The organism is Kocuria sp. (assembly GCF_030530945.1).
In the GTDB taxonomy this organism is placed as follows: Bacteria; Actinomycetota; Actinomycetes; order Actinomycetales; family Micrococcaceae; genus Kocuria.
On record NZ_JAUMTZ010000001.1, the window covers coordinates 76076 to 98159 of the forward strand.

24 protein-coding genes are annotated in these 22084 nt (G+C 71.4%); 9 read left to right on the forward strand and 15 right to left on the reverse strand.

Features of this window, described 5'->3' with window-relative positions; all coding sequences use genetic code 11:
• The first annotated feature begins 115 nt into the window (after positions 1-115).
• The gene (locus Q4A22_RS00330) at positions 116-1006 is read left to right on the forward strand and encodes a universal stress protein (protein ID WP_303176531.1); all 891 of its coding nucleotides are present in this window, start codon (positions 116-118) and stop codon (positions 1004-1006) included.
• 181 nt (positions 1007-1187) lie between these two features.
• The gene (locus Q4A22_RS00335; protein ID WP_303176534.1) at positions 1188-2183 is read left to right on the forward strand and encodes a YgcG family protein; all 996 of its coding nucleotides are present in this window, start codon (positions 1188-1190) and stop codon (positions 2181-2183) included.
• A gap of 21 nt (positions 2184-2204) precedes the next feature.
• On the opposite strand, the gene Q4A22_RS00340 is transcribed toward Q4A22_RS00335, so the two are convergent.
• The 9 genes from Q4A22_RS00340 to pdxS all read right to left on the reverse strand — a co-directional run bounded on the left by Q4A22_RS00340 (position 2205) and on the right by pdxS (position 10502).
• A complete protein-coding gene (locus Q4A22_RS00340; RefSeq protein ID WP_303176536.1) occupies positions 2205-2942 on the reverse strand; it encodes an amino acid ABC transporter ATP-binding protein in 738 nt (245 codons plus the stop codon).
• Complete coding sequence (locus Q4A22_RS00345; protein WP_303176539.1) at positions 2935-3609, reverse strand: amino acid ABC transporter permease; 675 nt, start codon at positions 3607-3609, stop codon at positions 2935-2937. Before Q4A22_RS00345 ends, Q4A22_RS00340 begins: the two co-directional genes overlap by 8 nt.
• On the reverse strand, positions 3606-4439 hold the full coding sequence (locus Q4A22_RS00350) for an amino acid ABC transporter substrate-binding protein (protein WP_303176541.1): 834 nt from the start codon (positions 4437-4439) through the stop codon (positions 3606-3608). The genes Q4A22_RS00345 and Q4A22_RS00350 overlap by 4 nt, the downstream gene beginning before the upstream one ends.
• A 15-nt stretch (positions 4440-4454) precedes the next feature.
• A complete protein-coding gene (locus Q4A22_RS00355) occupies positions 4455-5588 on the reverse strand; it encodes a PLP-dependent aspartate aminotransferase family protein (RefSeq protein ID WP_303176543.1) in 1134 nt (377 codons plus the stop codon).
• A gap of 80 nt (positions 5589-5668) precedes the next feature.
• A complete protein-coding gene (locus Q4A22_RS00360) occupies positions 5669-6472 on the reverse strand; it encodes a carbohydrate ABC transporter permease (RefSeq protein WP_303176545.1) in 804 nt (267 codons plus the stop codon).
• Positions 6469-7551 (reverse strand): carbohydrate ABC transporter permease, encoded by a 1083-nt coding sequence (locus Q4A22_RS00365; protein WP_303176548.1) that lies wholly within the window; start codon positions 7549-7551, stop codon positions 6469-6471. Before Q4A22_RS00365 ends, Q4A22_RS00360 begins: the two co-directional genes overlap by 4 nt.
• 10 nt (positions 7552-7561) lie before the next feature.
• Positions 7562-8866, reverse strand: coding sequence for a sugar ABC transporter substrate-binding protein (locus Q4A22_RS00370; RefSeq protein WP_303176550.1), 1305 nt, complete (start codon positions 8864-8866; stop codon positions 7562-7564).
• An 89-nt stretch (positions 8867-8955) separates the two neighbouring features.
• Positions 8956-9576: a pyridoxal 5'-phosphate synthase glutaminase subunit PdxT gene (gene pdxT, locus Q4A22_RS00375; RefSeq protein WP_303176551.1), complete on the reverse strand. Its 621-nt coding sequence runs from the start codon at positions 9574-9576 to the stop codon at positions 8956-8958.
• A complete protein-coding gene (gene pdxS, locus Q4A22_RS00380; RefSeq protein ID WP_303176552.1) occupies positions 9573-10502 on the reverse strand; it encodes a pyridoxal 5'-phosphate synthase lyase subunit PdxS in 930 nt (309 codons plus the stop codon). Before pdxS ends, pdxT begins: the two co-directional genes overlap by 4 nt.
• Before the next feature lie 97 nt (positions 10503-10599).
• Here pdxS and Q4A22_RS00385 point away from each other — a divergent pair, with 97 nt between their 5' ends.
• From Q4A22_RS00385 to Q4A22_RS00395, 3 genes are all read left to right on the forward strand, one after another.
• On the forward strand, positions 10600-12141 hold the full coding sequence (locus Q4A22_RS00385; protein WP_303176554.1) for a PLP-dependent aminotransferase family protein: 1542 nt from the start codon (positions 10600-10602) through the stop codon (positions 12139-12141).
• Positions 12142-12222: 81 nt separating this feature from the next.
• Complete coding sequence (locus Q4A22_RS00390; protein WP_303176556.1) at positions 12223-12864, forward strand: hypothetical protein; 642 nt, start codon at positions 12223-12225, stop codon at positions 12862-12864.
• A 76-nt stretch (positions 12865-12940) separates the two neighbouring features.
• A complete protein-coding gene (locus tag Q4A22_RS00395) occupies positions 12941-13366 on the forward strand; it encodes a hypothetical protein (RefSeq protein WP_303176557.1) in 426 nt (141 codons plus the stop codon).
• A gap of 38 nt (positions 13367-13404) precedes the next feature.
• Here Q4A22_RS00395 and Q4A22_RS00400 read toward each other — a convergent pair whose 3' ends face one another.
• The 4 genes from Q4A22_RS00400 to Q4A22_RS00415 all read right to left on the reverse strand — a co-directional run bounded on the left by Q4A22_RS00400 (position 13405) and on the right by Q4A22_RS00415 (position 17273).
• Positions 13405-15909: a cation-translocating P-type ATPase gene (locus tag Q4A22_RS00400; protein ID WP_303176943.1), complete on the reverse strand. Its 2505-nt coding sequence runs from the start codon at positions 15907-15909 to the stop codon at positions 13405-13407.
• 52 nt (positions 15910-15961) lie between these two features.
• Complete coding sequence (locus Q4A22_RS00405; RefSeq protein ID WP_303176558.1) at positions 15962-16171, reverse strand: heavy-metal-associated domain-containing protein; 210 nt, start codon at positions 16169-16171, stop codon at positions 15962-15964.
• Between the two features lie 100 nt (positions 16172-16271).
• Positions 16272-16589: a metal-sensitive transcriptional regulator gene (locus Q4A22_RS00410; RefSeq protein WP_303176559.1), complete on the reverse strand. Its 318-nt coding sequence runs from the start codon at positions 16587-16589 to the stop codon at positions 16272-16274.
• 51 nt (positions 16590-16640) lie between these two features.
• Positions 16641-17273, reverse strand: a complete 633-nt coding sequence (locus Q4A22_RS00415) for a TetR/AcrR family transcriptional regulator (protein ID WP_303176560.1) — start codon at positions 17271-17273, stop codon at positions 16641-16643.
• Between the two features lie 73 nt (positions 17274-17346).
• Between Q4A22_RS00415 and Q4A22_RS00420 the strand changes: the two genes are divergently transcribed.
• Together Q4A22_RS00420 and Q4A22_RS00425 are read left to right on the forward strand one after the other, a co-directional pair.
• Positions 17347-18483 (forward strand): ABC transporter permease, encoded by a 1137-nt coding sequence (locus tag Q4A22_RS00420; protein WP_303176561.1) that lies wholly within the window; start codon positions 17347-17349, stop codon positions 18481-18483.
• Positions 18480-19685 carry an ABC transporter permease gene (locus Q4A22_RS00425; protein ID WP_303176562.1) on the forward strand — a complete coding sequence of 402 codons (1206 nt, stop codon included), beginning with the start codon at positions 18480-18482 and terminating at the stop codon, positions 19683-19685. Before Q4A22_RS00420 ends, Q4A22_RS00425 begins: the two co-directional genes overlap by 4 nt.
• Positions 19686-19799: 114 nt before the next feature.
• On the opposite strand, the gene Q4A22_RS00430 is transcribed toward Q4A22_RS00425, so the two are convergent.
• Together Q4A22_RS00430 and Q4A22_RS00435 are read right to left on the reverse strand one after the other, a co-directional pair.
• The gene (locus Q4A22_RS00430; RefSeq protein ID WP_303176563.1) at positions 19800-20141 is read right to left on the reverse strand and encodes a hypothetical protein; all 342 of its coding nucleotides are present in this window, start codon (positions 20139-20141) and stop codon (positions 19800-19802) included.
• An 83-nt stretch (positions 20142-20224) separates the two neighbouring features.
• Positions 20225-20593, reverse strand: a complete 369-nt coding sequence (locus tag Q4A22_RS00435) for a hypothetical protein (protein WP_303176564.1) — start codon at positions 20591-20593, stop codon at positions 20225-20227.
• Positions 20594-20730: 137 nt separating this feature from the next.
• Here Q4A22_RS00435 and Q4A22_RS00440 point away from each other — a divergent pair, with 137 nt between their 5' ends.
• Both Q4A22_RS00440 and Q4A22_RS00445 read left to right on the forward strand, forming a co-directional pair.
• Positions 20731-21246 (forward strand): MarR family winged helix-turn-helix transcriptional regulator, encoded by a 516-nt coding sequence (locus Q4A22_RS00440; RefSeq protein WP_303176565.1) that lies wholly within the window; start codon positions 20731-20733, stop codon positions 21244-21246.
• A gap of 47 nt (positions 21247-21293) precedes the next feature.
• Positions 21294-21980 (forward strand): metal-dependent transcriptional regulator, encoded by a 687-nt coding sequence (locus Q4A22_RS00445; protein ID WP_303176566.1) that lies wholly within the window; start codon positions 21294-21296, stop codon positions 21978-21980.
• Positions 21981-22084: the final 104 nt, after the last annotated feature.

Consider the following 22084-nt stretch of genomic DNA (forward strand, 5'->3'; position numbering starts at 1 on the left):
ACCGGCGCCCCCGCAGGGCGGCCGCGTCCGGTGCCGTGAGCCCGGAAACCCGCGTCCAGAGACACCCGAGCACACCCTCCGAACCCAACCGGACACAGACAAGCAGGTGCACGAGATGACACAGAACATCGTGGTGGCGTACGACGGCTCCGAGCACAGCGAGCGCGCCCTGGACTGGGCGATCTCCGAGGCGCAGCAGCGGAAGCTGGCGCTGAAGGTCGTGCTGTCCACGGGCCGGCCGAGCGGCCTGGACCCGACCGTCTACGGTGCGTTCGCGGACGCGCTGGAGGAGGAGTCGCAGCGGCTGACCACCCAGGCGGTGGAGAAGGCCAGGGCGGCGGGCGTCGAGGCCCAGGGCGTCATCGAGCGCGGGGACGCCGCGGCCGTGGTGGTGCACGAGGCGAAGGACGCCGCCCTGGTGGTCATGGGCAAGCGCGGGCACCACGGCGTGCGCGGTCGCGTGGGTTCCGTCTCCGCTGCGGTGGCCTCCCACTCCACGGTCCCGGTGGTGGTCCTGCCCGAGTCCTGGGACCCGCAGCGGCGCGAGACCCCCGCGGACGGCACGGGCTTCGCGGGCAGCGTGGTGGTGGGCGTGGACAAGCTGGGCGTGGACAACCCCGCCGTGCCCCTGGCCGCCCGGTACGCCGCGGACCACGGGCTCACGCTCGCGGTGGTCACCGTGGTCCCCACCACCAGCTACCTGCCCATGAACACCCCCGAGCTGGAGCAGGCCGTCCAGGAGCAGCTGAAGGCTCCGGCGCAGGAGCTCGCGGAGGCCGTGGCCGGCACACTGCGGGACCAGTTCCCGGGCCTGGAGGTCTCCACCCGGGTGCTGGAGGGCCGCCCGGCCGACGCCCTGGTGGAGGCCTCCCGCTCCGCGGACCTGCTGGTCATGGGCACGCGCGGCTACGGCGGGTTCCGTGGGCTGCTGATGGGCTCCGTCTCCCAGGCGGTCCTCGCGGACACGGAGTCCCCGGTCATGGTGGTCCCCGCCGCCCGGCACTGACGCTCCCCGTCCCCCGACGACGACGCCGCACGGCGGCCTCACACGGGCCGGTTCCCCTCCCCGGGGAGCCGGCCCGCGGCACGCCCCCCCACCCCGGGGTTGTGGTCCATGCCACGGGCGGCACGTAGCCTGGACGGCAGGAACGGGGCACGCGCCCGCCGTCGAGAACAGGGAGGACCACGTGAGGACCACTCGGACAGCGACACCCGGCCTGCTCCCCCGGCTGCTGCTCACCGGAGCACTGGGGGCGGTGCTCGTGACCGGGACGGCGGCGCCCGCCCACGCCCTGGACGTGCCGCCGCGGCCCCCCGAGGGAGCGGTGCAGGACCAGGCGGACCTGCTGAGCACGCAGCAGGAGGCGGAGCTGAACCGGCTGATCGGGGAGAAGAACAGGGACAACGAGTACATCCGCGCCGCGGTGCTCACCGTGAATGACACCCAGGGGGAGAGCATCGAGGACTTCTCCCGAGAGGTCGCCACGGACTGGGGTGTGGGGGAGGACGGCCGGAACAACGGTGTGCTCGTGGTCGCGGACATGGGCGAGCGGAAGCTGCGCGTGGAGGTGGCGGACGGCGCCCGGGAGGTGCTCTCCGACGACGACGCGCAGGACATCATGCACGACGAGCTCGAGCCCGGCTTCAAGGACGAGCGCTACGCCGAGGCGTTCTCGGACACCCTCACTGAGGTCTACGACCAGGCCAACCCGCAGGCCGCCGCGGACCGGGCGGCCGCGCAGCGCACGATGGCCTGGGTGATCGGCTCCCTGGTGGCGCTGGGCGCCGCGGTGGCGGCCCTGCTCGGGTGGCGGCACACGCGGCGTCGGAAGAGGCTGCGGGAACAGGCGGACCGGGAGATCGAGCAGTTCCAGCGTGAGCACCCGGACGAGGAGGTCACCGAGGGCATGCGCCGCGCCTACTACCGCTACCGCGAGCAGAACCCCACGGCCCCGGGCGTCAACGACGCACCCCGCAAGGGCAAGGACAAGGACGGGATCGAGCACGAGATCCAGTACGCGCCGTCGTTCCAGTCGTGGCTGCCGCTGTACGTGATGTACCCGTCCGTCTACAGCGGGGTGTCCCACTCCTCGAGCTCGTCCTCCTCCTACGGGGGAGGGGCGGGCACGTCCTTCGGCGGTGGTGGCGGCTTCAGCGGCGGCGGGGCGTCCGGGAGCTTCTGAGCTCCCGGGCCCCGGATCGGCTCAGACGGTGTCGAAGACGTTCAGGTAGCGCCGGATCCGCTCGTTGTCCGAGGCGAAGAAGTCCTCCGGGGTGCCGTCGAAACCGATGGCGCCGTCCGCGAGGAACACGATGCGGTCCGCGACCCTGCGCGCGAAGCCGATGTTGTGGGTCACCACCACCAGGGAACGGTGCTCCTGGGCGAGCTCCTCCATGACCCGGATGACCTCGGCCTCCAGCTCGGGGTCCAGGGCGGAGGTGGGCTCGTCGAAGAGCAGGTAGTCCGGCTCCACGGCCAGTGCGCGGGCGATCGCCACGCGCTGCTGCTGCCCGCCGGAGAGGTTGTCCGGGTACTCCTCGAGCCGGTGGCCCATTCCCACCTTTCCCAGCAGCTCCACCGCGCGGGAGCGGGCCGTGGTGCGGTCCGCCTTGCCGTTGAGCACGGGGGGCATGGCCACGTTGTCCAGCACGGTCTCGTGGGGGAACAGGTTGTAGCCCTGGAACACCATCGCGGAGCGGCGTCGAATGGCGGAGATCTCCCGGCGCGTGAGCTTTCCGCCGAAGGTCACGGAGTCGCCGTTGACGCGAAGGCTGCCGGACTCGGGGATCTCCAGCAGGTTCATGGTGCGCAGCAGGGTGGACTTGCCGGAGCCGGAGGGGCCCAGCACCACGCTGGTCTCGCCGTCGCGCAGGGCCAGGGAGACGTCCGCGAGGACCGGCGTGCCGCCGAAGCTCTTGGAGACATCGTGCAGCTCAAGCATGGGAGCTCCTGATGTAGCGGTTGGACACCCGCTCGAGGCGGGACTGCAGGAAGGACAGGACGGTGAAGATCACCAGGTAGATCACGGCCACCTCCGCGTACAGCGCCAGGGGCTGGAAGTTGGTCGCGGCGATCTGGCGCCCCACCTGGAACACGTCCGCCAGGGTGATCACCATGACCAGGGACGTGCCCTTGACCAGGTCGATCAGGTCGTTGCCCAGCGGGGGCAGGGCGATCCGCAGGGCCTGGGGAGCGATCACGTGGCGGACGGTCTGCCACCGGGTGAAGTTCAGGGTCCGGGCGGCCTCGAGCTGGCCCCGCGGGATGGACTGCACGGAGGCGCGCAGGGTCTCCGCGGCGTAGGCACCCGTGTTCAGGCTGAACGCGATGATCGCGGAGGTCCACGCGGAGAGCGTGATCCCCGCGGCGGGCAGGCCGTAGAAGATGATGAACAGCTGCACCAGGATCGGGGTGCCGCGGAACAGCCACACGTAGAAGCGGGACAGCCACTGCAGGGGCCGGACGCCGCTGAGGCGCATGGCCGTGGCGAGCACCGCCACCACGAGCGCCAGGACGAAGGCGATGATGCTGAGCGGGATGGTCACCTTGACGGTGGCCGCCAGCAGCTGCGGAAGGGAATCGGCCCATAGGCTCAGGAAATCGCTCATGACTCCGGGGTGAGGTCGGTGGACACGTACTTCTCGTAGATCTTCTTGAGATCTCCGTTGTCCATGTGGCGGGTCAGGGACTTGTCCACGGCCGCGCGCAGCCGTGGCTGGTTGCGGGCCATGAGGACGGCGGACTCGGAGGGGTCCCCGAGCTGGCCCTCCAGCAGGCGGATGCCGGCGTCCGGGCGCTGCTCGAAGAAGGACTGGAAGGTCACGAAGTCGTTGCCGGTCATGTCCACCCGCCCGAAGGCCACGAGCATGACCGCCTCGTCGAAACCGGTGGAGGGGACCAGCTGCGCGCCGGCCTTCGCCATGCTCTGTCCGAAGTTGGAGGTCTCGGTCTGGGCCGCCGAGTGCCCGGCGATCTCGTCCACGCTCCGCAGCGGTGAGTCCTTCGCCACGCCCACGCGCCCCTGGGAGACGGCGTAGGGGATGGAGAAGTCGAAGCTCTTCTTCCGCTCGGCGGTGGGGGCGATGTTGTTCATCACCAGGTCGTAGCGGCCCGCGCCCACACCCGCGATCAGCGAGTCCCACTGGGTCTCCACGTACGTGGCCCGCACCCCAAGGTCCCGGGCCACGAGGTCCCCGATCTCCTTCTCGAAGCCCACCAGGGCGCCGGAGGAGTCGTGGTAGCCGTAGGGCCGGAAGGTGCCCTCCATGCCGATGCGCACCTCACCGGCTCGCTGGATCTTCTCCAGCAGGTCCTCGGCGGGCGCGTTCCCTGAGGCGTCCGAGGAGCCTCCGGAGGAGCAGGCGCTCAGCAGCGCGCCCAGTGAGACCAGGCCGGTGGCGCCCAGGACGGTCCGTCGGCTGGGTCGGTGCGGTTCCACGGGATCCACCGGTGCTCAGGCGGCGTCGAGGGCCTGGGCGAGGTCCGCGAGGAGGTCCTCGACGTCCTCGATGCCCACGGCCACGCGCAGCAGGTTCTCGGGAAGGTGGGCCAGCTCGCGGTCCTCGGGGGAGTACGCCCCGTGGGTCATGGAGGTGGGCAGGCAGATCAGGGACTCGATCCCGCCCAGGCTCACGGCGAAGCCGAAGATCTCCAGGGCGCCCAGGAACGCCCGGACGTCCTTGCCCGGGACCAGCTCGAAGGAGAACAGGGCGCCGGGCCCGTCCGCCTGCTCGGCCTGGATCCGGGCCTCGTCCTCGCTGTGGGAGCCGGGGACGAGCACACGCGCCACCTCCTCGCGCCCGCGCAGGAACTCCACGATGCGCCGGGCGTTCTCCTGCTGGCGGTCCAGGCGGATCCCGAGGGTCTTCACGGACTGGATGAGCCGGTAGGAGTCGATGGGGGAGAGCACCCCGCCCGAGACCATCTGGGCCAGGTGCACCTGCTCGGCCAGGGCGTCGTCGTTCGTGCTCACCACGCCACCCAGCAGGTCCCCGTGACCGCCCAGGTACTTGGTGGCGGACTGCACGGCCACATCCGCGCCGAGGTCCAGGGGCCGCTGCAGGTACGGGGTGAGGAACGTGTTGTCCACGACCACCAGGGCGTCGTGGCGGTGGGCCAGCTCCACGATGCGGCGGACGTCCGTCACGCGCAGGGTGGGGTTGGTGGGGGTCTCCAGGAACACCATGCGGGTGCTCTCGTCGAAGTCCTCGTCCGTGAGCTCGTTGAGGTCGTCGTGGAACCGGGTGCTCACGCCGCGCTTGGGCAGCTCGATGGTGGCCCACCGGTAGTTGCCGCCGTAGACGGGCAGACCCATGATCACGGAGTCCCCCGTGCGCAGGGTGCCCAGGACGGCTCCGGTGGCGGCCATGCCGGTGGCGAACGCGAACGCGTGCTCGGCGCCCTCCAGCGTGGCCAGGGTGGTCTCGGCGTCCGTGCGGGTGGGGTTCGAGCCGCGCTGGTACTCGAACGGGCCCTCGCCGCCCTCCGTGGGCTGCAGGAACGTGGAGGCGGTGTGGATCGGGGGAACCACGGCGCCCAGGGCGACGTCGTGCAGCGCGTGGATGGTGCGGGTGGTGAAGCCGGGCAAGGAGACCTCCGTCGAAGCAGTCGGGACAGACAGGTCTACACCGTCCCCGCCCGCGGAGGCGAGCAATGTTGCGCCGGAAGTCAGCGGATGCCGGTGCGGGCGATGCCCTGCACGAACCATTTCTGCAGCACCAGGAACAGCACCACCAGCGGCAGGCAGCTGATCAGCCCGGCGGCCATCAGCCCTCCGTAGTCGTTGCTGAACTCGCCCTGCAGGAAGCGCAGGGACACCGGCAGGGTGTAGAACTCCGGGTCCTTGAGCACGATCAGCGGCCACAGGAAGTCGTTCCAGGAGTTCATGAACGCCAGCAGCACCATCACCGCGATCAGTGGGCGGGCCAGGGGCAGCACCACGGACCAGAAGATCCGCAGCTGCCCGGCGCCGTCCAGCCGGGCGGCCTCGAGGAGCTCGTCCGGGATGCTCAGGAAGAACTGCCGGGCCAGGAAGATGCCCAGGGCCGTGGCCGCGGACGGCAGGATGACGCCCCAGAACGTGCCGTAGATGCCCAGCTCGGAGACGATCCGGAACTGCGGGATCATGATCGCCTGCGCGGGGATCATCAGCGTGCTCAGCACCAGCAGGAACAGGACGGGCCGGCCGCGGAACGGGAGCTTGGCGAACGCGTACCCGGCCAGCAGGTTGATGCTCACGGACACCACCACGGTGACGAGACTCACGGCCAGGGAGTTGAGCACCCACGTGCCCACCGGGTACTTCTCGAACAGGTTCTGGAAGTTCGCGAGCGTCCAGGAGTCGGGCAGCAGGATTCCCCCGGCGAAGAGCTCCTCCCGGGTGGAGAACGCCATGCGCACCATGGCGTACAGCGGGAACAGCATGACCACCGTGATGACGGTGCACAGGACCACGCGCAGTCCGGTTCTCATGAGGGGTCCTCCGTGGAGCGGGAAGCGGGGCGGGTGCGTGCCGCCGCGCGGGAACCGCCCCGGCGGCGTCGTGCGCGGAGCTCGCGGCGGGAGGGGCCGGTGGCGCCGGAGCCGGGGGAGCGCAGCTGGAAGGCCGTGAGCCCGAGTGTGAGCAGGAAGAGCACCACGCCGATGGCGGAGCCGTAGCCGAAGTCGCGGGCCGGCCCGAAGCCCTGGTCGTAGGCGTAGGTGACCAGCATGGAGGTGGAGTTCCCTGGGCCTCCCCCGGTCATCACGTAGACGATGTCGAAGATCTGGAAGGACCAGATCACGTTCATCACCAGCAGGAACAGCGTGGCTGGGCCCAGCAGCGGGCGGGTGATGTGCCAGAACAGCTGCCACGGGGTGGCGCCGTCCAGGCGCCCGGCCTCGTGCAGCTCGCCGGGAACGTCCTGCAGCGCCGCGAGGTAGATGACCATGGCGAACCCCACCCGGGTCCAGACGGTCATCAGCACCACGGAGAGCATGGCCAGCGCTCCGTTGGACTGCCACGGCAGACCGTCCAGGCCCAGCCCGCGCAGCAGGCCGTTGACCACGCCCACGCCCTCGTTGAACAGCAGCAGCCCCATCAGGGACGTCACCAGGTTGCTCAGCACGATGGGCAGGTAGATGGCGGTGCGGAAGAGTCCACGGGCGGGCATGGCCTTGTCCAGGAGCACCGCGAAGGCGAGCCCCAGACCCATGCTCACGGGCACGGTGAGCACCGTGAAGACCACCGAGTTGAGCAGCACGCGCCAGAAGACGGGGTCCTCCGCCAGGCGGACGTAGTTCTGCAGGCCCACCCACCCACGGCTGCCCAGGGGCGTGGCGGCCTGGAAGGAGACCACCCACGTGAGGACCAGGGGCAGGAACAGGAAGAGGAGCAGGACCACCATGTTGGGCGTGACGAACGCCCAACCGGCGGCATCCGCGCCGGAGCGGCTCCGGGAACGGCGCGCGAAAGTGCGTGCGCCTCCGGGGGTTCCTTCGTCCGCCTGGGGTGCGGAGCCCGCGGAGCCCGCGGCGCGGGGTGCGGCGGCGTCAGTGGCCGGGTGACTCATGCGTGCTCTCCTACACCGAGACGATCTGGTCCACGCGGTGCGCCAGGCGGGACAGGGTGTCCGCCACGCTGCGACCGCCCACGAAGCACTGCTCCAGCTGCTCCTGCAGCTCCACATTGATTTGGTTGAACCCCGGGACGGTGACCTGGGCGGCGTCCTGCGGGGCGATGGTGGTGGCCTGGTCCGTGAACACCGGCGCCAGGTCCGGGCGGACGGCGAACTCCAGCGGGTGCTGCGTGAGGGAGCGGCGCGTGGGCAGCTCCACGGTCTGCTCGCAGAACGCTCTCTGGTTCTCGGCGGCCATCATGAACCGCAGGAAGTCTCCGGCCTTGTCCGCCTTCGCCGTGGCCCCGTTGACCACCAGGGCGTTGCCGCCGAGGTCCGACGCCGCCCGGACGTCCCGCGGGTGGTAGGTGGCCTTCCACTCGAAGCGGGAGCCGATGGCGGTGTTCAGCTCCGGGAGCACGAAGTTGCCCAGTGCGGCCATGGCGGTGGTGCCTCCCACGAACGCGTCGCTGGAGTAGACCCCGCTCTTGGGGGAGGTGTTGGCGGGAACGAGCTGCTCCTCGAACAGGGTCCGGGTGGCCTCCAGTGCCCGGCGCGCGGTGTCCGAGTTGATCGCCGCGCTCTTCAGATCCGGGGCGAGCAGCCGGCCGTCCGCCTGGAACACCCAGTTCAGCCAGCGGTACGCGCCGGCCTTCTGCCAGGGGTAGGAGTACGCGGAGACGTCCTCCCCGAGCGAGCCCTTCAACCGGGTGAGGACGTCGTGGAACTCGTCCCAGCTCCAGGCGTCCGCGAGCTTCTCGGGAACGGAGGTGATCCCCGCCTGCCGCAGGAGGTCCGGGCGGTAGACCGTGGCGGTGGTGTCCGTCTGGTGCGGCACCCCGTACGGGGTGCCCTCCAGGGACACGGCCTCCACGAACGCCGGGATGAGGTCGTCCCGCAGCTCGTCGTCCAGGTGGCCGGTGAGGTCCAGGAGGTGTCCCACGCTGCTGTAGGAGGCCAGGGAAGTATAGTCCACGCGGAATACGTCCGGGGCGGAGCCGTCCTGCAGCTGGGCGTCGATCGTCTTGAACATCTCGGAGTAGGGCACGAACCGCAGGTCCACCGTGAGCCCGGAGCTCTCCTGGTACTTCTGCACGAGCTTCCTGAACGCGCTCTGCTCCGAGTCCTGCCCCCACGCGACCATGGTGATGGTGTCCGGGTCCTCCGAGCGGCTGCCACCCCGGCCCGTGAACCCGGCGCACCCGCTCAGCGCCGCCGCACCGGAGAGGCCGGCCGCGCCGCGCAAGAGGGACCTGCGTGAGATGGTCATCCGTGGCTCTCCGATCCGGGTACGAACCGCCTCTGCCCGGCGAGCCGCTCAACTGATAAGCACCATGATGACACCGGACGTGCCGCGCGTCACCCCACCCGTTCCAGCAGCAGCCGGTGCAGGGTGGTGTCCCCCATGAGCTCGGGGTGGAAGCTGATGCCCAGCACGCTGCCCTGACGCACCGCCACCACGGATCCGCGGTGGCGCGCCAGGACCTCCACGCCGTCACCGGTGCGGGTGACCTCGGGCGCGCGGATGAAGGCCGCGCGCAGCACGTCCCCGGGCCCCACGACGTCGCCCGCAGGCCCCAGCCACTCCAGGTCCACCTCCGCGGAGGCCACCTGCGAGCCGAACGCGTTGCGGTTCACGCTCACGTCCAGCACGCCCAGCGACTGCTGGCCGGGCGCGGGGTCCTCGATCTCCCGGGACAGCATGATGAGCCCCGCGCACGTTCCCAGCGTGGGGAGGCCGCCGCGGATCGCGTCCTGCAACGGCTCGAACAGCCCGAACGTGCGGCACAGCCGGTCCACCGTGGAGGACTCGCCGCCGGGCAGGATCAGGGCGTCGACGCCCGCCAGGTCCTCCGGGGCACGCACCTTCACGGCGCGGGCCCCCAGGGACTCCACCGCGCGCATGTGCTCCACCACACCGCCCTGCAGGGCCAGGACCCCGACCGTGGGCGGGGTCCTGGCCGCGTGGGCGTCGGTCACCAGCCGCGCTCCGCCAGGCGGTGCGGGGCGGGCAGGTCCGCCACGTTGATGCCCACCATGGCCTCGCCCAGCCCGCGGGAGGCGTCCGCGATGCGGGCGGGGTCGTCGTAGTAGGCGGTCGCGGCCACGATGGCGCGGGCACGCTCGGCGGGGTTGCCGGACTTGAAGATGCCCGAGCCCACGAACACGCCGTCCGCGCCCAGCTGCATCATCATCGCGGCGTCCGCGGGGGTGGCCACGCCGCCTGCGGTGAACAGCACCACCGGCAGAGAGCCGGTGCGGGCCACCTCGGCCACGAGGTCGTAGGGCGCCTGGAGCTCCTTGGCCTTCACGTACAGGGTGTCCGGGGCGGCGGCGTAGAGGGCCTGCAGCTCCGCGATCTGCGCGCGGATGGTGCGGATGTGCTTGGTGGCCTCGGAGACGTCCCCGGTGCCGGCCTCGCCCTTGGAGCGGATCATGGCCGCGCCCTCGGTGATCCGGCGCAGGGCCTCACCCAGGTTGGTGGCGCCGCACACGAACGGGACGTCGAAGCGGTGCTTGTCGATGTGGTTGACGTAGTCCGCGGGGGAGAGCACCTCGGACTCGTCGATGTAGTCCACCTTCAGGTGCTGCAGCACCTGCGCCTCCACGAAGTGCCCGATCCGCGCCTTGGCCATCACGGGGATGGAGACGGTGTCGATGATCTGCTCGATCAGGTCCGGGTCGCTCATGCGCGCCACGCCGCCCTGGGAGCGGATGTCAGCGGGCACGCGCTCGAGCGCCATCACGGCCACGGCCCCGGCGTCCTCGGCGATCCGCGCCTGCTCGGCGGTGACCACGTCCATGATCACGCCGCCCTTGAGCATGTCCGCGAGCCCGCGCTTCACCAGGGGCGAGCCGGTCACGGGGGTGGGGTTCTGGTCGGAGGTCTGGGTGGTGTCAGTCATGGAATCCATCTTCTGGCGCGTGAGTGGTCCAGCGACAGAGCCATAATCGGGGAGTTCGACTGGTCCAGATGGGCCGCACCGACGTCAGGAGAGCATCGTGAGGCACCCCCGGGACATCGACCTGCCGCTCGCCGTGCACCGCGCCTCCGGAGCACCCCTGGGCGAGCAGCTCGTGCGCCAGGTCCGTGACCTCGTGGCGCGCGGGGTGCTGCGCCCCGGCGACCCGCTGCCGTCCTCCCGGGCGCTCGCCGCGCGCCTGGGAGTCTCCCGCGGCACCGTGACCGCGGCGTGGGACGTCCTCGCGGGGGAGGGCTACCTGGTGGCGGACCGCGGGGCCACCCGGATCACACCTTCTCTCCAGCTGGACGGACCAGCAGCACGGGCGGCGCCCACCCCGCGGACGACGCCGCCCGCCCCACCGGGTGCCCCGCGGCAGGTTCCCCGCCGCGCACCGGTGGGCCGGGCGGCTGCCCCGCGGACCCCGGCAGCGCCCGGTGGAGAGGGGGTCCTCGACCTCCGGCCGGGAGCGAGTCCCATCACCGCGCTGGACACTCCCGCCTGGCGCGGTGCGTGGCGGGACGCCGCCGGTGCCACGGCGCACGGCGGGGGAACGGAGACATCCCTCGCGGAGCATCTTTCGGACCACCTGCGGGTGAGCCGGGGCATCGTGCGGACCCCGCGGGAGATCATCATCACAGCGGGCGTGCGGGACGGGCTGCAACTGGTGCTGCGGGTCCTGGGGCGGGAGCGGCGTCGTGCGCTGCGGGTGGCCGTGGAGAACCCGGGCTACCCCGCGCTGCGGAGGGTCGTGGCGGCCGCCGGGCACACCCCGCTGCCCATCCCCGTGGACGCCCACGGGCTGGACCCGGCGGTGCTGCCCGCCGGAACGTGGGCGGGCGCGGGGCGCTGGGACGTGGTGGCGCCCCCGGACGCGCTGGTGCTCACCCCCGGGCACCAGTACCCGCTGGGCGGGACCATGCCCGTGAGCCGCCGGGTGGAGCTGCTGTCCTGGGCGCGCGAGCATGGTGCCGTGGTGATCGAGGACGACTACGACTCCGAGCTGCGCCACACCGGCCAGCCCCTGCCCGCCCTCGGGGCCCTGGACACCGCCGCGGACACCGTGGTGACGCTGGGCAGCTTCGCCAAGGTGCTCGGCTCCTCGGTGGGCGTGGGCCACCTGGTGGCACCCGCACCCCTGCTCCCGGGGCTGCTGGAGGCGCGGGCTGACCTGGGCTCGCCCGTGTCCCGCGTGGCCCAGGACGCCATCGCCCGGTTCATGGGCGCCGGGGAGTTCCAGCGCCACACCGCCCGGATGCGCCGCTCCTTCCGGCGACGCCGCTCACTCGTCTCGGACGCGCTGGCCCACCTGCCGGGCGTGGCCGTCCTCCCCATGGCAGGAGGGGCCCACGCGGTGGTGGAGGTGCCGGACGAGGCCGCCGCCGTGGCGGGTGCCCGCGCCCGCGGGGTGCTGGTGAGCGGGCTGCGCCAGTACTGGGCCGAGGGGGGTGGTGCGCCGAGCGCGGGCCGGGCGGGAGCGGCGTCGTCGTCCGCCGGGGGAGGCCTGGTGCTGGGGCTCACGGCCGGGGACGAGGAGCTGGCCCGGGGCGCCCGGATCCTGCGGGACGTGCTGCGCGGGTGAGTGGGCGGCGGGGAGCGGGAGGCCGTCGGGGCGGCTCGATACACTGGGCGCACCACCCACCGCTACCCCAGGAGTTCCCGCGTGTCCCAGCAGATCCCCGCTCCGCGCGACGGCGAGAACCCCCGTGGCCCCCGCGGAGCCGACGTGCGCCACGACCTCTGGGCGCCCACGCTGGTGCGCGCCGCGGTGGCCCTGGTGTTCGCGGCGGTGACCGTGTTCTGGCAGCACCCCTCCCTGGAGGCGGGGCGCTGGGTCACGGCGCTGTTCATGGTGGGCACCGGGATCTCCGCGATCTTCCTGCAGGTGCGCCTGAACCGCAACGAGGGCGTGGACCTGGGGGCGAGCCGCGGCATTCCGCAGTCCTACGGCGTTCTCTACGTCCTGGGCGGCGCGCTCACCGCCGTGGTGGCCGGGAGCAACTGGGTGTTCGTGCTGCTGTCCTCCGTGGTCCTGGGGCTGTGCGGGCTCACCGAACTGGTGCTCGGCATGCGCTTCCGCGGGCAGTTCCCGCTGGGCCGGGACTGGACGCTGTGCGGTGCCATCACCGTGTTCGCCGCCATGGGCATGGTGCTCGTGGAGACCCTGGGTGCCAAGGCGGAGCTCGGCGTGGCGGGCGGTGCGGCCATCCTCATCGGCGTCTCCCAGCTCATTGCCGCACTCAGCCTGCGCCACGACGCCCGGGTGGCGGACGGCCACGGTCCGCACCCGTCCCGTACAGCGTGACGGCGTAGACTCAGTCGTCGAACCGGCGGGTGGCAACCGCCTCCCACCCACCCCGAGCACTGCCAGGAGGAATCACGTGGCCCAGCGCACTGAGCACAACGGCCGGCGCACAACCGACATCAAGGGGCCCCTGGTCATCTCCGCCGTGCTGGCGGTCGTCGCCTTCGTGATCGTGTCCGTGGCAGCGGCCGGTGGTTCCGACAACGCCGCCCGCGTGGGACTGGGACTGATCGCCGCGGGCATCGCGTTCATCGCCTCCGTGGTGGTCTGCGCCACCCTCATGCTGCTGGAGAAGCCCAATGCCGAGGAGCTCGGCCAGGGCACCGGTGTGAACCGCTCCTCCGCCAAGATCTTCGCCGAGAACAAGGCCCGCCGCGAGGCCGAGCGCGCCCGCGCCGCCGAGCAGGGTGGCACCGGGTCCCGGGCCGCGGACGAGCCTGAGTTCGGCCAGCGCGTGCACCCGGACACCAAGGGCGAGGAGCCGGGCTCCAGCGCCCGCTGACATCCCCACCACCTTGTGCCGGGACGGCGTGGGCGGCTTCAGCGGGCGAAACGGCGCAGCCGCAGGGAGTTGAACACCACGAACACCGAGCTGAAGGCCATGGCGGCCCCGGCGATTATGGGGTTCAGCAGCCCGAGGGCGGCCACCGGGATGGCCACCGTGTTGTACGCGAACGCCCAGAACAGGTTGGACCTGATGGTGGACAGCGTGGCGCGGGACAGTCGGATGGCCAGGGGAACGGCAGTGAGCTCGCTGCGCACCACCGTGATGTCCGCGGCCTGCATGGCCGCGTCCGTTCCCGAGCCCATGGCGATGCCAAGGTCCGCCGTGGTCAGCGCAGGGGCGTCGTTCACGCCGTCGCCCACCATGGCCACCACGTGGCCCGCCGCCTGCAGGTCGGCCACGGCGCGGACCTTGCCGTCCGGGGTGACGTCCGCGACCACGTCCTCGGGCGCAATGCCCACCTGACCGGCCACACCGCGGGCCACCGCGGCGTTGTCCCCGGTGAGCAGCACGGGGCGCAGGCCGAGGTGGCGCAGCTCCCCGATCGCCCCGGCCGCCTCCTCCCGGACCGTGTCCCGCAGGTCGATGAACCCCGCCAGTTTGCCGTCCACCGCCACGAGAATGGTGGTGGAGCCGTCCGCGCGGGCGCGGTCCAGGGCCTCGGACTCCTGCTCGTCGAGGCGCACGCCGTTGTCCCGGAGCCAGGACTCGCGCCCCACCACGATGAAGCGGGCCTTCATGCCGTCCGGGACATACCCCCGTACCCCTCCACCGGGGGCGGAGTCGAAGCGGGAGACCTCGAACCGGTGCGGCGTGGCCGCTGCGATGGCCTGCGCGATGGGGTGCTCCGAGTGACGCTCCACGGCCGCCGCGAGGTCCAGCACCTGGTCCCGGGACCACGAGTTCAGCGGGGTCACGGCGCTCACTGCCATGTCCCCGTGGGTCACGGTGCCGGTCTTGTCCAGCACCACGGTGTCCACGGATCGGGTGTCCTCCAGGACCTCCGCGGAGGTGATGAGAATGCCCAGCTGCGCGCCGCGCCCGGTGCCGGTCAGCATGGCGGTGGGAGTGGCCAGCCCCAGAGCGCACGGGCACGCGATCACCAGCACGGAGACGGCCGCCACAAAGGCGCGGTTGAGGTCCCCCGTGACGAGCAGCCACACCACCAGGGTGACCACGACGATGCCCATGACCACGGGCACGAACACGGAGGAGATGCGGTCCGCGAGCCGCGCCACCGGGGCCTTGGTGGCCTGGGCCCGGGCCACGGTGCGGCCCATGGAGGCCAGCACGGTGTCCGCTCCCACCCGGGTGGCACGCGCCAGCAGCCGTCCGGTGGTGTTCACGGTGGCGCCGGTGAGCTCGTCCCCGGGGCCCACCTCCACGGGCACGGATTCCCCGGTGAGCATGGAGGCGTCCACCGCGGACTCCCCCTCCAGGACCACGGCGTCCGTGGCGACCTTCTCGCCGGGACGCACCGCGAAGACGTCTCCCACGGCGAGGTCCGAGACGGGAACGGTGCGTTCCGTGCCGTCCTCGGCCACCAGGCTGGCGTGCTGCGCGCCCAGGTCCAGCAGGGCCTTCAGGGCCTCGCCGGAACGCGACTTCGCGCGGGCCTCCAGCCAGCGGCCCAGCAGGAGGAACGTGGTCACCAGGGCCGCGGACTCGAAGTACAGCTGGTGGGAGGACATGTCCATGCCCTCACCGGGATGGGCGTGCGCCGTCATCCCGGGGTCCGTGACCAGGTGCCACAGCGAGAACAGGTATGCGGCGGCCACACCCAGGGACACCAGGGTGTCCATGGTGGTGGACAGGTGCCGGGCGTTCACTGCGGTGGCCCGGTGGAACGGCCACGCCGCCCACGTCACCACGGGCAGCGCCAGCACCGCGGCCACCCAGGCCCAGTGCGGGAACTGCGCCCCGGGGACCATGGAGAGCACGACCACGGGCACCGAGAACGCCGCCGCTACCCAGAAGCGCTTCTTCAGGTCTGCCATGCGCCGCTGGGCGGGCGTGGTCTCCAGGGCCGGGTCGTGGTGCTCGTTCCGGCCCGCTCCGTCCTCGTTGTGCTCGGTGCCCTCGGTGGGAGCTGCGGCGCGGTCGGCCGGACTGCCGGTCACCGCGTCCGCAGAGGGCGCGGCAGGGGAACCGGGCGACGGCGTCGTCCCCGCCGCTCCTGCTCCCGCGTCCGGTGGGGCGGGGGTCGGGTGGGAAGGGAGGTTCCCGCCGGGGCGGGAACCCGCGGTGGCCACAGAGGTCGCCCCAGATCCTGCGGCTCCAGTGGAAGTGGTGTGGTCATCGACGTGAGGGCCGGGCGCGGCCTGCTGCGCACCCCCCGTGATGCGCGCCCCGTACCCGGCGCGCTGGACGGTGTCGACGATCTGCTCGTCCGAGACCTCCGCGGGGACCGTCACGGTGGCGGACTCCAGGGCCAGGTTCACGGCGGGGTCCACGCCGTCGAGCTTGCGGAGCTTGCGTTCGATCCGGCCCACGCACGAGGCACAGGTCATGCCGGTGATGTCCAGCTCCAGCTCCCGCAGGGGCCCGTGCGGGCGCGGGTCCGGGAGGGTCCCGGTGGAGGCGGTGGGGGGCTCACTCAACGGTGTACCCCGCTTCCTCCACGGCCGCGGAGATCTCCTCTGGGGACAGCTCGCGCGAGCTGCGGATGGTCACGGGGGAGGTTCCGCCGGCGTTGAGCTCCACGTCCACGGCGGCCACCCCGGGGACCTCGGCAAGCTCCTCCTTCACGGAGGACACGCAGTGGCCGCAGGTCATGCCGGAAACGTTCACGGTGGTGTTCATGGATTTCTCCTTCGGTGGTGGGTGGCCCGCAGGGCTCTGCGGCGGGTTCGGAAGCTTCGGAGGCGTCGCAGGGGACGCGCTGGGGTGGGGGGGCTGGAGGTCAGCTCTTGACCAGGCGGGCGATGGCGGCGTTGGCCTCCGCGAGCTTGGCGTCCATGTCCGCGGTGTCCCCGGTGTCGTGGGCGTGCTCCACCGCGTGCTTCACGCAGTGGCTCAGGTGCTCCTCCATGAGCCCCAGGCTCACCGACTTCAGGGCGGACTGGATGGCGGAGACCTGGGTGAGGACGTCGATGCAGTAGGCGTCCTCCTCGACCATGCGCTGGATGCCCCGCACCTGGCCCTCGATGCGCTTCAGGCGCCGGGCGTAGACGGCCTTGTCCTGCGTGTACCCGCGGGTGGGGGTGTCCTGGGTGCTCATGGGGCCACCGTATACCCCAAGGGGGTATAACTCAAGGACGCGGGGCGCCCCTCAGGGGGTGTCCTTCAGCACCGCCCCCATGGCGCTGCGCAGGGCCTGTGCCGTGCGGTCGGCGCCTGCCTCGGGGGCGGGGTGGGGGTCTGTGCCGGGGGCGCAGTCGCCCTCGGAGGTGGGTTCGGACTGCAGCCGCAGCACCGTCATGAGCCCACCCGCCGCGAAGTGCGTCCTGGTCCAGCGGTCGGTGTCCAGTGTGTCCAGCTCCGTGCCGTAGGCCGCGCGGGCCACCCGTCTGGCAAGCCACAGCTCGACGATGGGGCGCACCCGGGAGGCGAGCTGACGGTTGCCCACCATGGTGATGTTGCCCATGCCGTGGGTGTGGACGAAGGACAGCAGCCGTTCCAGGGCGTCCTGGCCCGGGGCGGTGTCGTAGGCGTCGAACTCCTGGGCGATCCGGGTCAGCTCGTGGCGCACGATGTCCGCGTAGACGTCTTCGAGGCCCGAGTAGTGCTGGTAGAAGGTGGGGCGGGAGATGGCGGCCTTCTTGCACAGCTGGGAGATGGTGATGCTCCGGGCGTCCTGCGCCTCGAGGAGCTCCACTGCGGCGGCGCGCACCGCGGAGAGGGTGTGCGCCACCCGGACGTCCAGCGGGGGGTGCTGCGGGGGATCGGCGGCGACGGCGTCCATGCCCCCAGGGTAGCAGTGGCGAACAGTTATCTTACGTTTGACAGCTACACTTACAGGTGTAACGTAGGCGCTCGTGTCTTCACCTCAACCACCCGGAACCGGCGCCCGAATCCCCGTCGCGATGATCCTCGCGGCCATGCTCTTCCCTGTATTCATGGCGTTCGCCTACCCGGCGTCCTACGTCTCGGCCATGCACCAGCCCGCACCGCACCACATGGAGGTGGAGGTGATCGGCACTTCCGGCTCCGCGCAGCAGCTCGCCCGCCAGGTGGCTGCCCGGGGAGGTGACGCGCTGGACGTCACCACCGTCGCGGATGCGGCCACCGCCCGCCAGGACGTCATGGACCGTGAGACCCGCGCGGCCTTCAACCCCTCCGACGGCACGCTCTACGTGGCCACCGCCGGCGGCCGGCAGGCGGCCGGGGCGGCCCAGTCCGTGTTCCAGCAGGTCGCGCAGCAGGTGGGTGTGCCGCTCACCGTGCAGGACCTCAGGAAGCCCGCCCCCAAGGACACCCTGGGCATCGCGTACATGTACATCATGACCGCGTGCGTGACCGCCGGGTACGTCACCTCCACGATGCTCGGCAACCTGGGCAAGGGGATGCGCCTGCGCTCCCGGCTGGGGCTGATCGGGCTGCTCTCGGTGGTAGCCGCTGTGCTGACCACCGGCGTGACCTGGGGTTTCTACGGGGTCTACGACTCGCACCTGGTCCCCGCCGGTCTCGTGGCCATGGGCGCCTACCTCACCGCGGCCGTCTTCCAGCTGGGCGTGGGCGGGCTCCTGGGCCAGGCCGCCACCATCGTGGGCATCACCGTGTTCGTGATCCTCGGCATTCCCGCCTCGGGGATCGCCACGAGCCCCGACATGATGCCCGGGTTCTTCCAGGTGATCCACCGCATGATGCCCACCGGGGCCATCGGCGAGCTGCTGCAGCGCATCATCTACTTCGACGGCCACGGCGTGGGCCCCTGGATCCTGCTGCTGGCCACGTGGCTCCTCCTGGGCGCCGGGCTGCTGTGGCTGGGCTCCCTGCGCGGCCCGCACGCGGGCGAGGACCAGAGCGTGATCGCAGACCAGGTGGACCACGCCCGCAAGCACCCCGACGAACCCCTCCTCACCGCGTACGACTCCGATGGCTCCGACGACGACGCCGCTGCGCCCCGTTCCGTGGGCGGCCGGCACCGCGCGCAGGAAGTGAAGCGCTCATGACCGACCAGAACACCACCACGCCCGCTGGACCCGAGGAGGCGACGAGGCGCTCGGGGGGTGCCACGGCGGCGTCGTCCCCCGGGCGGTCCCGCAGTGAGGGCTTCGTCCACCGGATGGCGCAGCTGCCCCCGGCATCAGCCGTGGGCGCCATGCAGAACCCCGCCGCGCCGCCACGGCGCACGGTGGACGCCGCGCTCACCCGCAAGCGCATGATCACGGTGGGCATGCTGCTGCCGCTGTTCATGATGTTCGTGATGCCCATGCTCATGGTGGGCACCTCCGTGGACGTCACGCCCCGCGACATGAAGGTGGCCGTGATCGGCACGGGTGCACAGGTCTCCGATCTGGCGCAGCAGCTCACGGACGGCTCCGCCGGGGACTTCGACGCCCACCGCGTGGACACCGTGGACGACGGCAGGAGCGAGGTCCGGACGCACGACGCCCGGGCGGCCTACGATCCCGCCACCGGCACCCTCTACACGGCGGGTGCCAACGGCCGCCAGGTGAACGCTGCGGTGACCCAGCTGTTCACGCCGGTGGCGCAGCGGGCGCAGAAGCAGCTGGTCACCGAGGACGTGGCGGCGGTGGCGGAGGACGACCCGAACGCCACCACCATCACCTACCTGGCGCTCGGGGCCATTCTGGGCGGGTTCATGACCGGTGTGGTCAGCAGCCTCATGCCCGCCGGGACCAGGCTGCGCGTGCTGCTCTGGTTCCTCATGCCCGCCGTGGTGGCCACCGGCATGGTCGTCTACGGGTGGGCCGTGTTCGGGATCTTCAGCGGCAGCGCGTTCGTGCCCTGGTGCATGCTGTACATGCTCTGCCTGTCATGCGTGACCGTGACCACGGGGCTCATGCTGGTGCTGGGGCCGCTGGCCATGCCGCTGTGCATCTTCCTCATGCCCCTGCTGGGGCTGAGCGCATCCGGACTGACCACGCCCCTGGACATGGTGGGTGGCTTCTACGGCTGGATCCACGGGTGGCTCTACGCACCGCAGGGCGTGGCCGCCATCCGTGACGCCGTCTACTTCCAGGACGTCTCCCTCGCGGCGCCGGTGTGGATCATGATCGCGTGGATCGCCGGGGGGATCGCACTCGCCGTCCTGGGGACCCTGCGGCAGAAGCGCCGCCACCTGTTTGCCGTGCTGAGCGAGCGCGAGGAGACCACGACGGCGGTGGCGGCCGCGGCGGCGTCGGTGTGAGTGTCGCCCCGCTCCAGGCACCCGCAGAAAGTCAGCGGGCGCCTGCTTCAGGAAGTGCGGGGTGGCTGGGTCTGCACATCTGGTGCGCAGGGCTCATGGCTCTGCAGGAGGGTCTCAGCGGTCTCCGGGCAGCTCGCTCGGGGGCCGCTCCTCGCCCTCCGGGGACGATGATGTCTCCGCATCGGAACCGGTGCTGCGAGGGCGCTTCCAGCGGGGCAGCTCCTCGGGCGAGTCCTCCGACGGGTGGAGCCGGTCCCACTCCTCCCTCGCTGCAAGGGCTTCGTCGATCAGGCCGTCCTTGGTGGCGCGACCAGACCAGCCGCTCAGTGCGAAGGACCCCACAACGGCGGCACCCGCCAGCAGCAGGTGGTGGTTGACGAACAGGAAGACCGCCAGGACGAGACATGCACTGCTGGCAAGATCCAGCAGGATCGACCTTCCTTCACCTCTGCGCATTTGCATCCTCCTTGTGGGACTGCGAACGGCGGGGTGCCGGAGGTGACGACGGGGCGCGCGCGGCGTCGCCCGCGGGAGCGGTCTCAGGCGGCCGTTTCCGGCGCCGCGGTGAGCGTGGGGTCAGCGACCGAGTAGTCCAGGGTGGTGCGGGTGAAGGAGGCGCCCAGGATGGTCTCCAGGCCGGGGATGAGCTCCGTGTGGATCTCGTCCTTGATGCGCTGGTTCTCCGGTCCCGGGAGGAAGGTGAGGGACGCGGTGAGGTGCAGGTCCTCCGGCTCCCCGGTGATGGTGAACTGCGCGGATGCGACCGACGGGTACACCTGCACACCCAGGGTGGCGGCGCGTGCCACGGAGGACAGCCAGATCTCCTGCTGCGGCGGGTGCACCGGGGTGGCGGAGTCCGTGATGGGCACCACTGTGGTGTCGGGAACCGGTTGGGGTGCGAGCAGCATTGGGAGTCTCCGCTCTGCGTGAGCTCGAGACCGAGAACTGCCGCAGGTTGATCCTTCGTCTAACAGTTAGATAGCCTACCCGAACGCACCGGAGGGGCAGAGATAATTCCCTCTGTGACACCACGGGGGATCTGAGCATGGCGGAGGACGCGCAGCGCGCCCGGCACTTCTGGTACGACGAGACCGAGGAGGCCACGAGCGGCGTCGACGTGCTGAACCTCCTGCGGCGGTACCGTGAGGCCGAGACCACCATGCGCACGCGCGTGCGTGCGGACATGGACATGGGGGAGAAGGACATCCTGGCCCTGCGTCACCTGATCGCCGCGGAGAACGCCGACCGGATGCTGCGGCAGAAGGACATTGCCGCCATGCTGGGCATCACGAACGCCTCCACGAGCGTGCTGGTGGACCGTCTGGTGCGCGACGGCTACGCCGAACGCGTGCCGCACCCCGAGGACCGGCGGTCCGTGGCCGTGGTGCCCACCGAGCACGGCAGGCACGAGGTGCGCTCCACGCTGCAGGACATGCACGGCCGCATGATGGCCGTGGTCGAGGACATGACCGCCTCCGAGCGGGACGTGGTGGCGGCCTTCCTGCGCCGGATGATCGACGGGGTGACCCGCCCCGCGCTGGATGCGCAGCCGGACACCTGAGAAGCGCGCCCGCCGCGGGGCGGGGATGCTTTGTTAGTCTCCCCACCATGTCCGTCGCGAAGCTGTCGGTGAGCCACCAGAACTACCTGAGGGCCATCTGGAACCTGGGGGAGTGGTCCGCGGACCCGGTGACCACCTCCGCCGTCGCCCAGAAGGTGGGTCTGCGCCTGTCTACCGTCTCGGACGCGCTGAAGAAGCTCACCGAGCAGGGGCTCGTGGCGCACAACCCGTACGGCGCCATCGAGCTCACCGAGCAGGGCCGTGCGCTCGCCGTGGAGATGGTGCGCCGGCACCGGCTCATCGAGACCTTCCTGGTGGAGATGCTCGGGTACCGGTGGGACCAGGTCCACGCGGAGGCGGAGCACCTGGAGCACGCCGTCTCGGACTTCATGGTGGACCGGCTGGACGACCTCCTGGGCCACCCCGCACGCGACCCCCACGGGGACCCAATCCCCGCCCGGGACGGCACCATCACCTCACCGGACGCGGTGTCCCTGTCCACCGTTCCCGACGGCGCCCGCGTGCGCGTGGAGCGCATCTCCGACCGGGACTCGGAGTTGCTGCGCTTCTTCGCGCAGCACGGCATCGGGGTGGGCGTCCCCCTGGCAATTCACTCCGCGGGCCCGTACTCGGGATCGGTCCAGGCCGTGCTGGACGACGGCGCCCGCAGCGTCCCGCTCGGCCAGACCGCCACCGACGCCGTGTGGGTGTCGCTGGCGGGTGCGGGGTCCTGAGGGGGGACGCCATCCATTCGCCCGGCTCGGACCGCCGGGACGCTGGATCTATTGCCCCTCGATGTGACAAGCCGCGAGTCGTGGTGTTGTCCGCCCCGCGTCAA

Coding starts and splice junctions, on each gene's coding strand:
- pdxS (WP_303176552.1), bottom strand. CDS start 10,502: ATGACTGACACCACCCAGACCTCCGACCAGAACCCCACCCCCGTGACC.
- Q4A22_RS00435 (WP_303176564.1), bottom strand. CDS start 20,593: ATGCTGCTCGCACCCCAACCGGTTCCCGACACCACAGTGGTGCCCATC.
- Q4A22_RS00425 (WP_303176562.1), top strand. CDS start 18,480: ATGACCGACCAGAACACCACCACGCCCGCTGGACCCGAGGAGGCGACG.
- Q4A22_RS00365 (WP_303176548.1), bottom strand. CDS start 7,551: ATGAGTCACCCGGCCACTGACGCCGCCGCACCCCGCGCCGCGGGCTCC.
- Q4A22_RS00340 (WP_303176536.1), bottom strand. CDS start 2,942: ATGCTTGAGCTGCACGATGTCTCCAAGAGCTTCGGCGGCACGCCGGTC.
- Q4A22_RS00360 (WP_303176545.1), bottom strand. CDS start 6,472: ATGAGAACCGGACTGCGCGTGGTCCTGTGCACCGTCATCACGGTGGTC.
- Q4A22_RS00330 (WP_303176531.1), top strand. CDS start 116: ATGACACAGAACATCGTGGTGGCGTACGACGGCTCCGAGCACAGCGAG.
- Q4A22_RS00345 (WP_303176539.1), bottom strand. CDS start 3,609: ATGAGCGATTTCCTGAGCCTATGGGCCGATTCCCTTCCGCAGCTGCTG.
- Q4A22_RS00445 (WP_303176566.1), top strand. CDS start 21,294: ATGTCCGTCGCGAAGCTGTCGGTGAGCCACCAGAACTACCTGAGGGCC.
- Q4A22_RS00370 (WP_303176550.1), bottom strand. CDS start 8,866: ATGACCATCTCACGCAGGTCCCTCTTGCGCGGCGCGGCCGGCCTCTCC.
- Q4A22_RS00410 (WP_303176559.1), bottom strand. CDS start 16,589: ATGAGCACCCAGGACACCCCCACCCGCGGGTACACGCAGGACAAGGCC.
- Q4A22_RS00415 (WP_303176560.1), bottom strand. CDS start 17,273: ATGGACGCCGTCGCCGCCGATCCCCCGCAGCACCCCCCGCTGGACGTC.
- Q4A22_RS00430 (WP_303176563.1), bottom strand. CDS start 20,141: ATGCGCAGAGGTGAAGGAAGGTCGATCCTGCTGGATCTTGCCAGCAGT.
- Q4A22_RS00405 (WP_303176558.1), bottom strand. CDS start 16,171: ATGAACACCACCGTGAACGTTTCCGGCATGACCTGCGGCCACTGCGTG.
- Q4A22_RS00440 (WP_303176565.1), top strand. CDS start 20,731: ATGGCGGAGGACGCGCAGCGCGCCCGGCACTTCTGGTACGACGAGACC.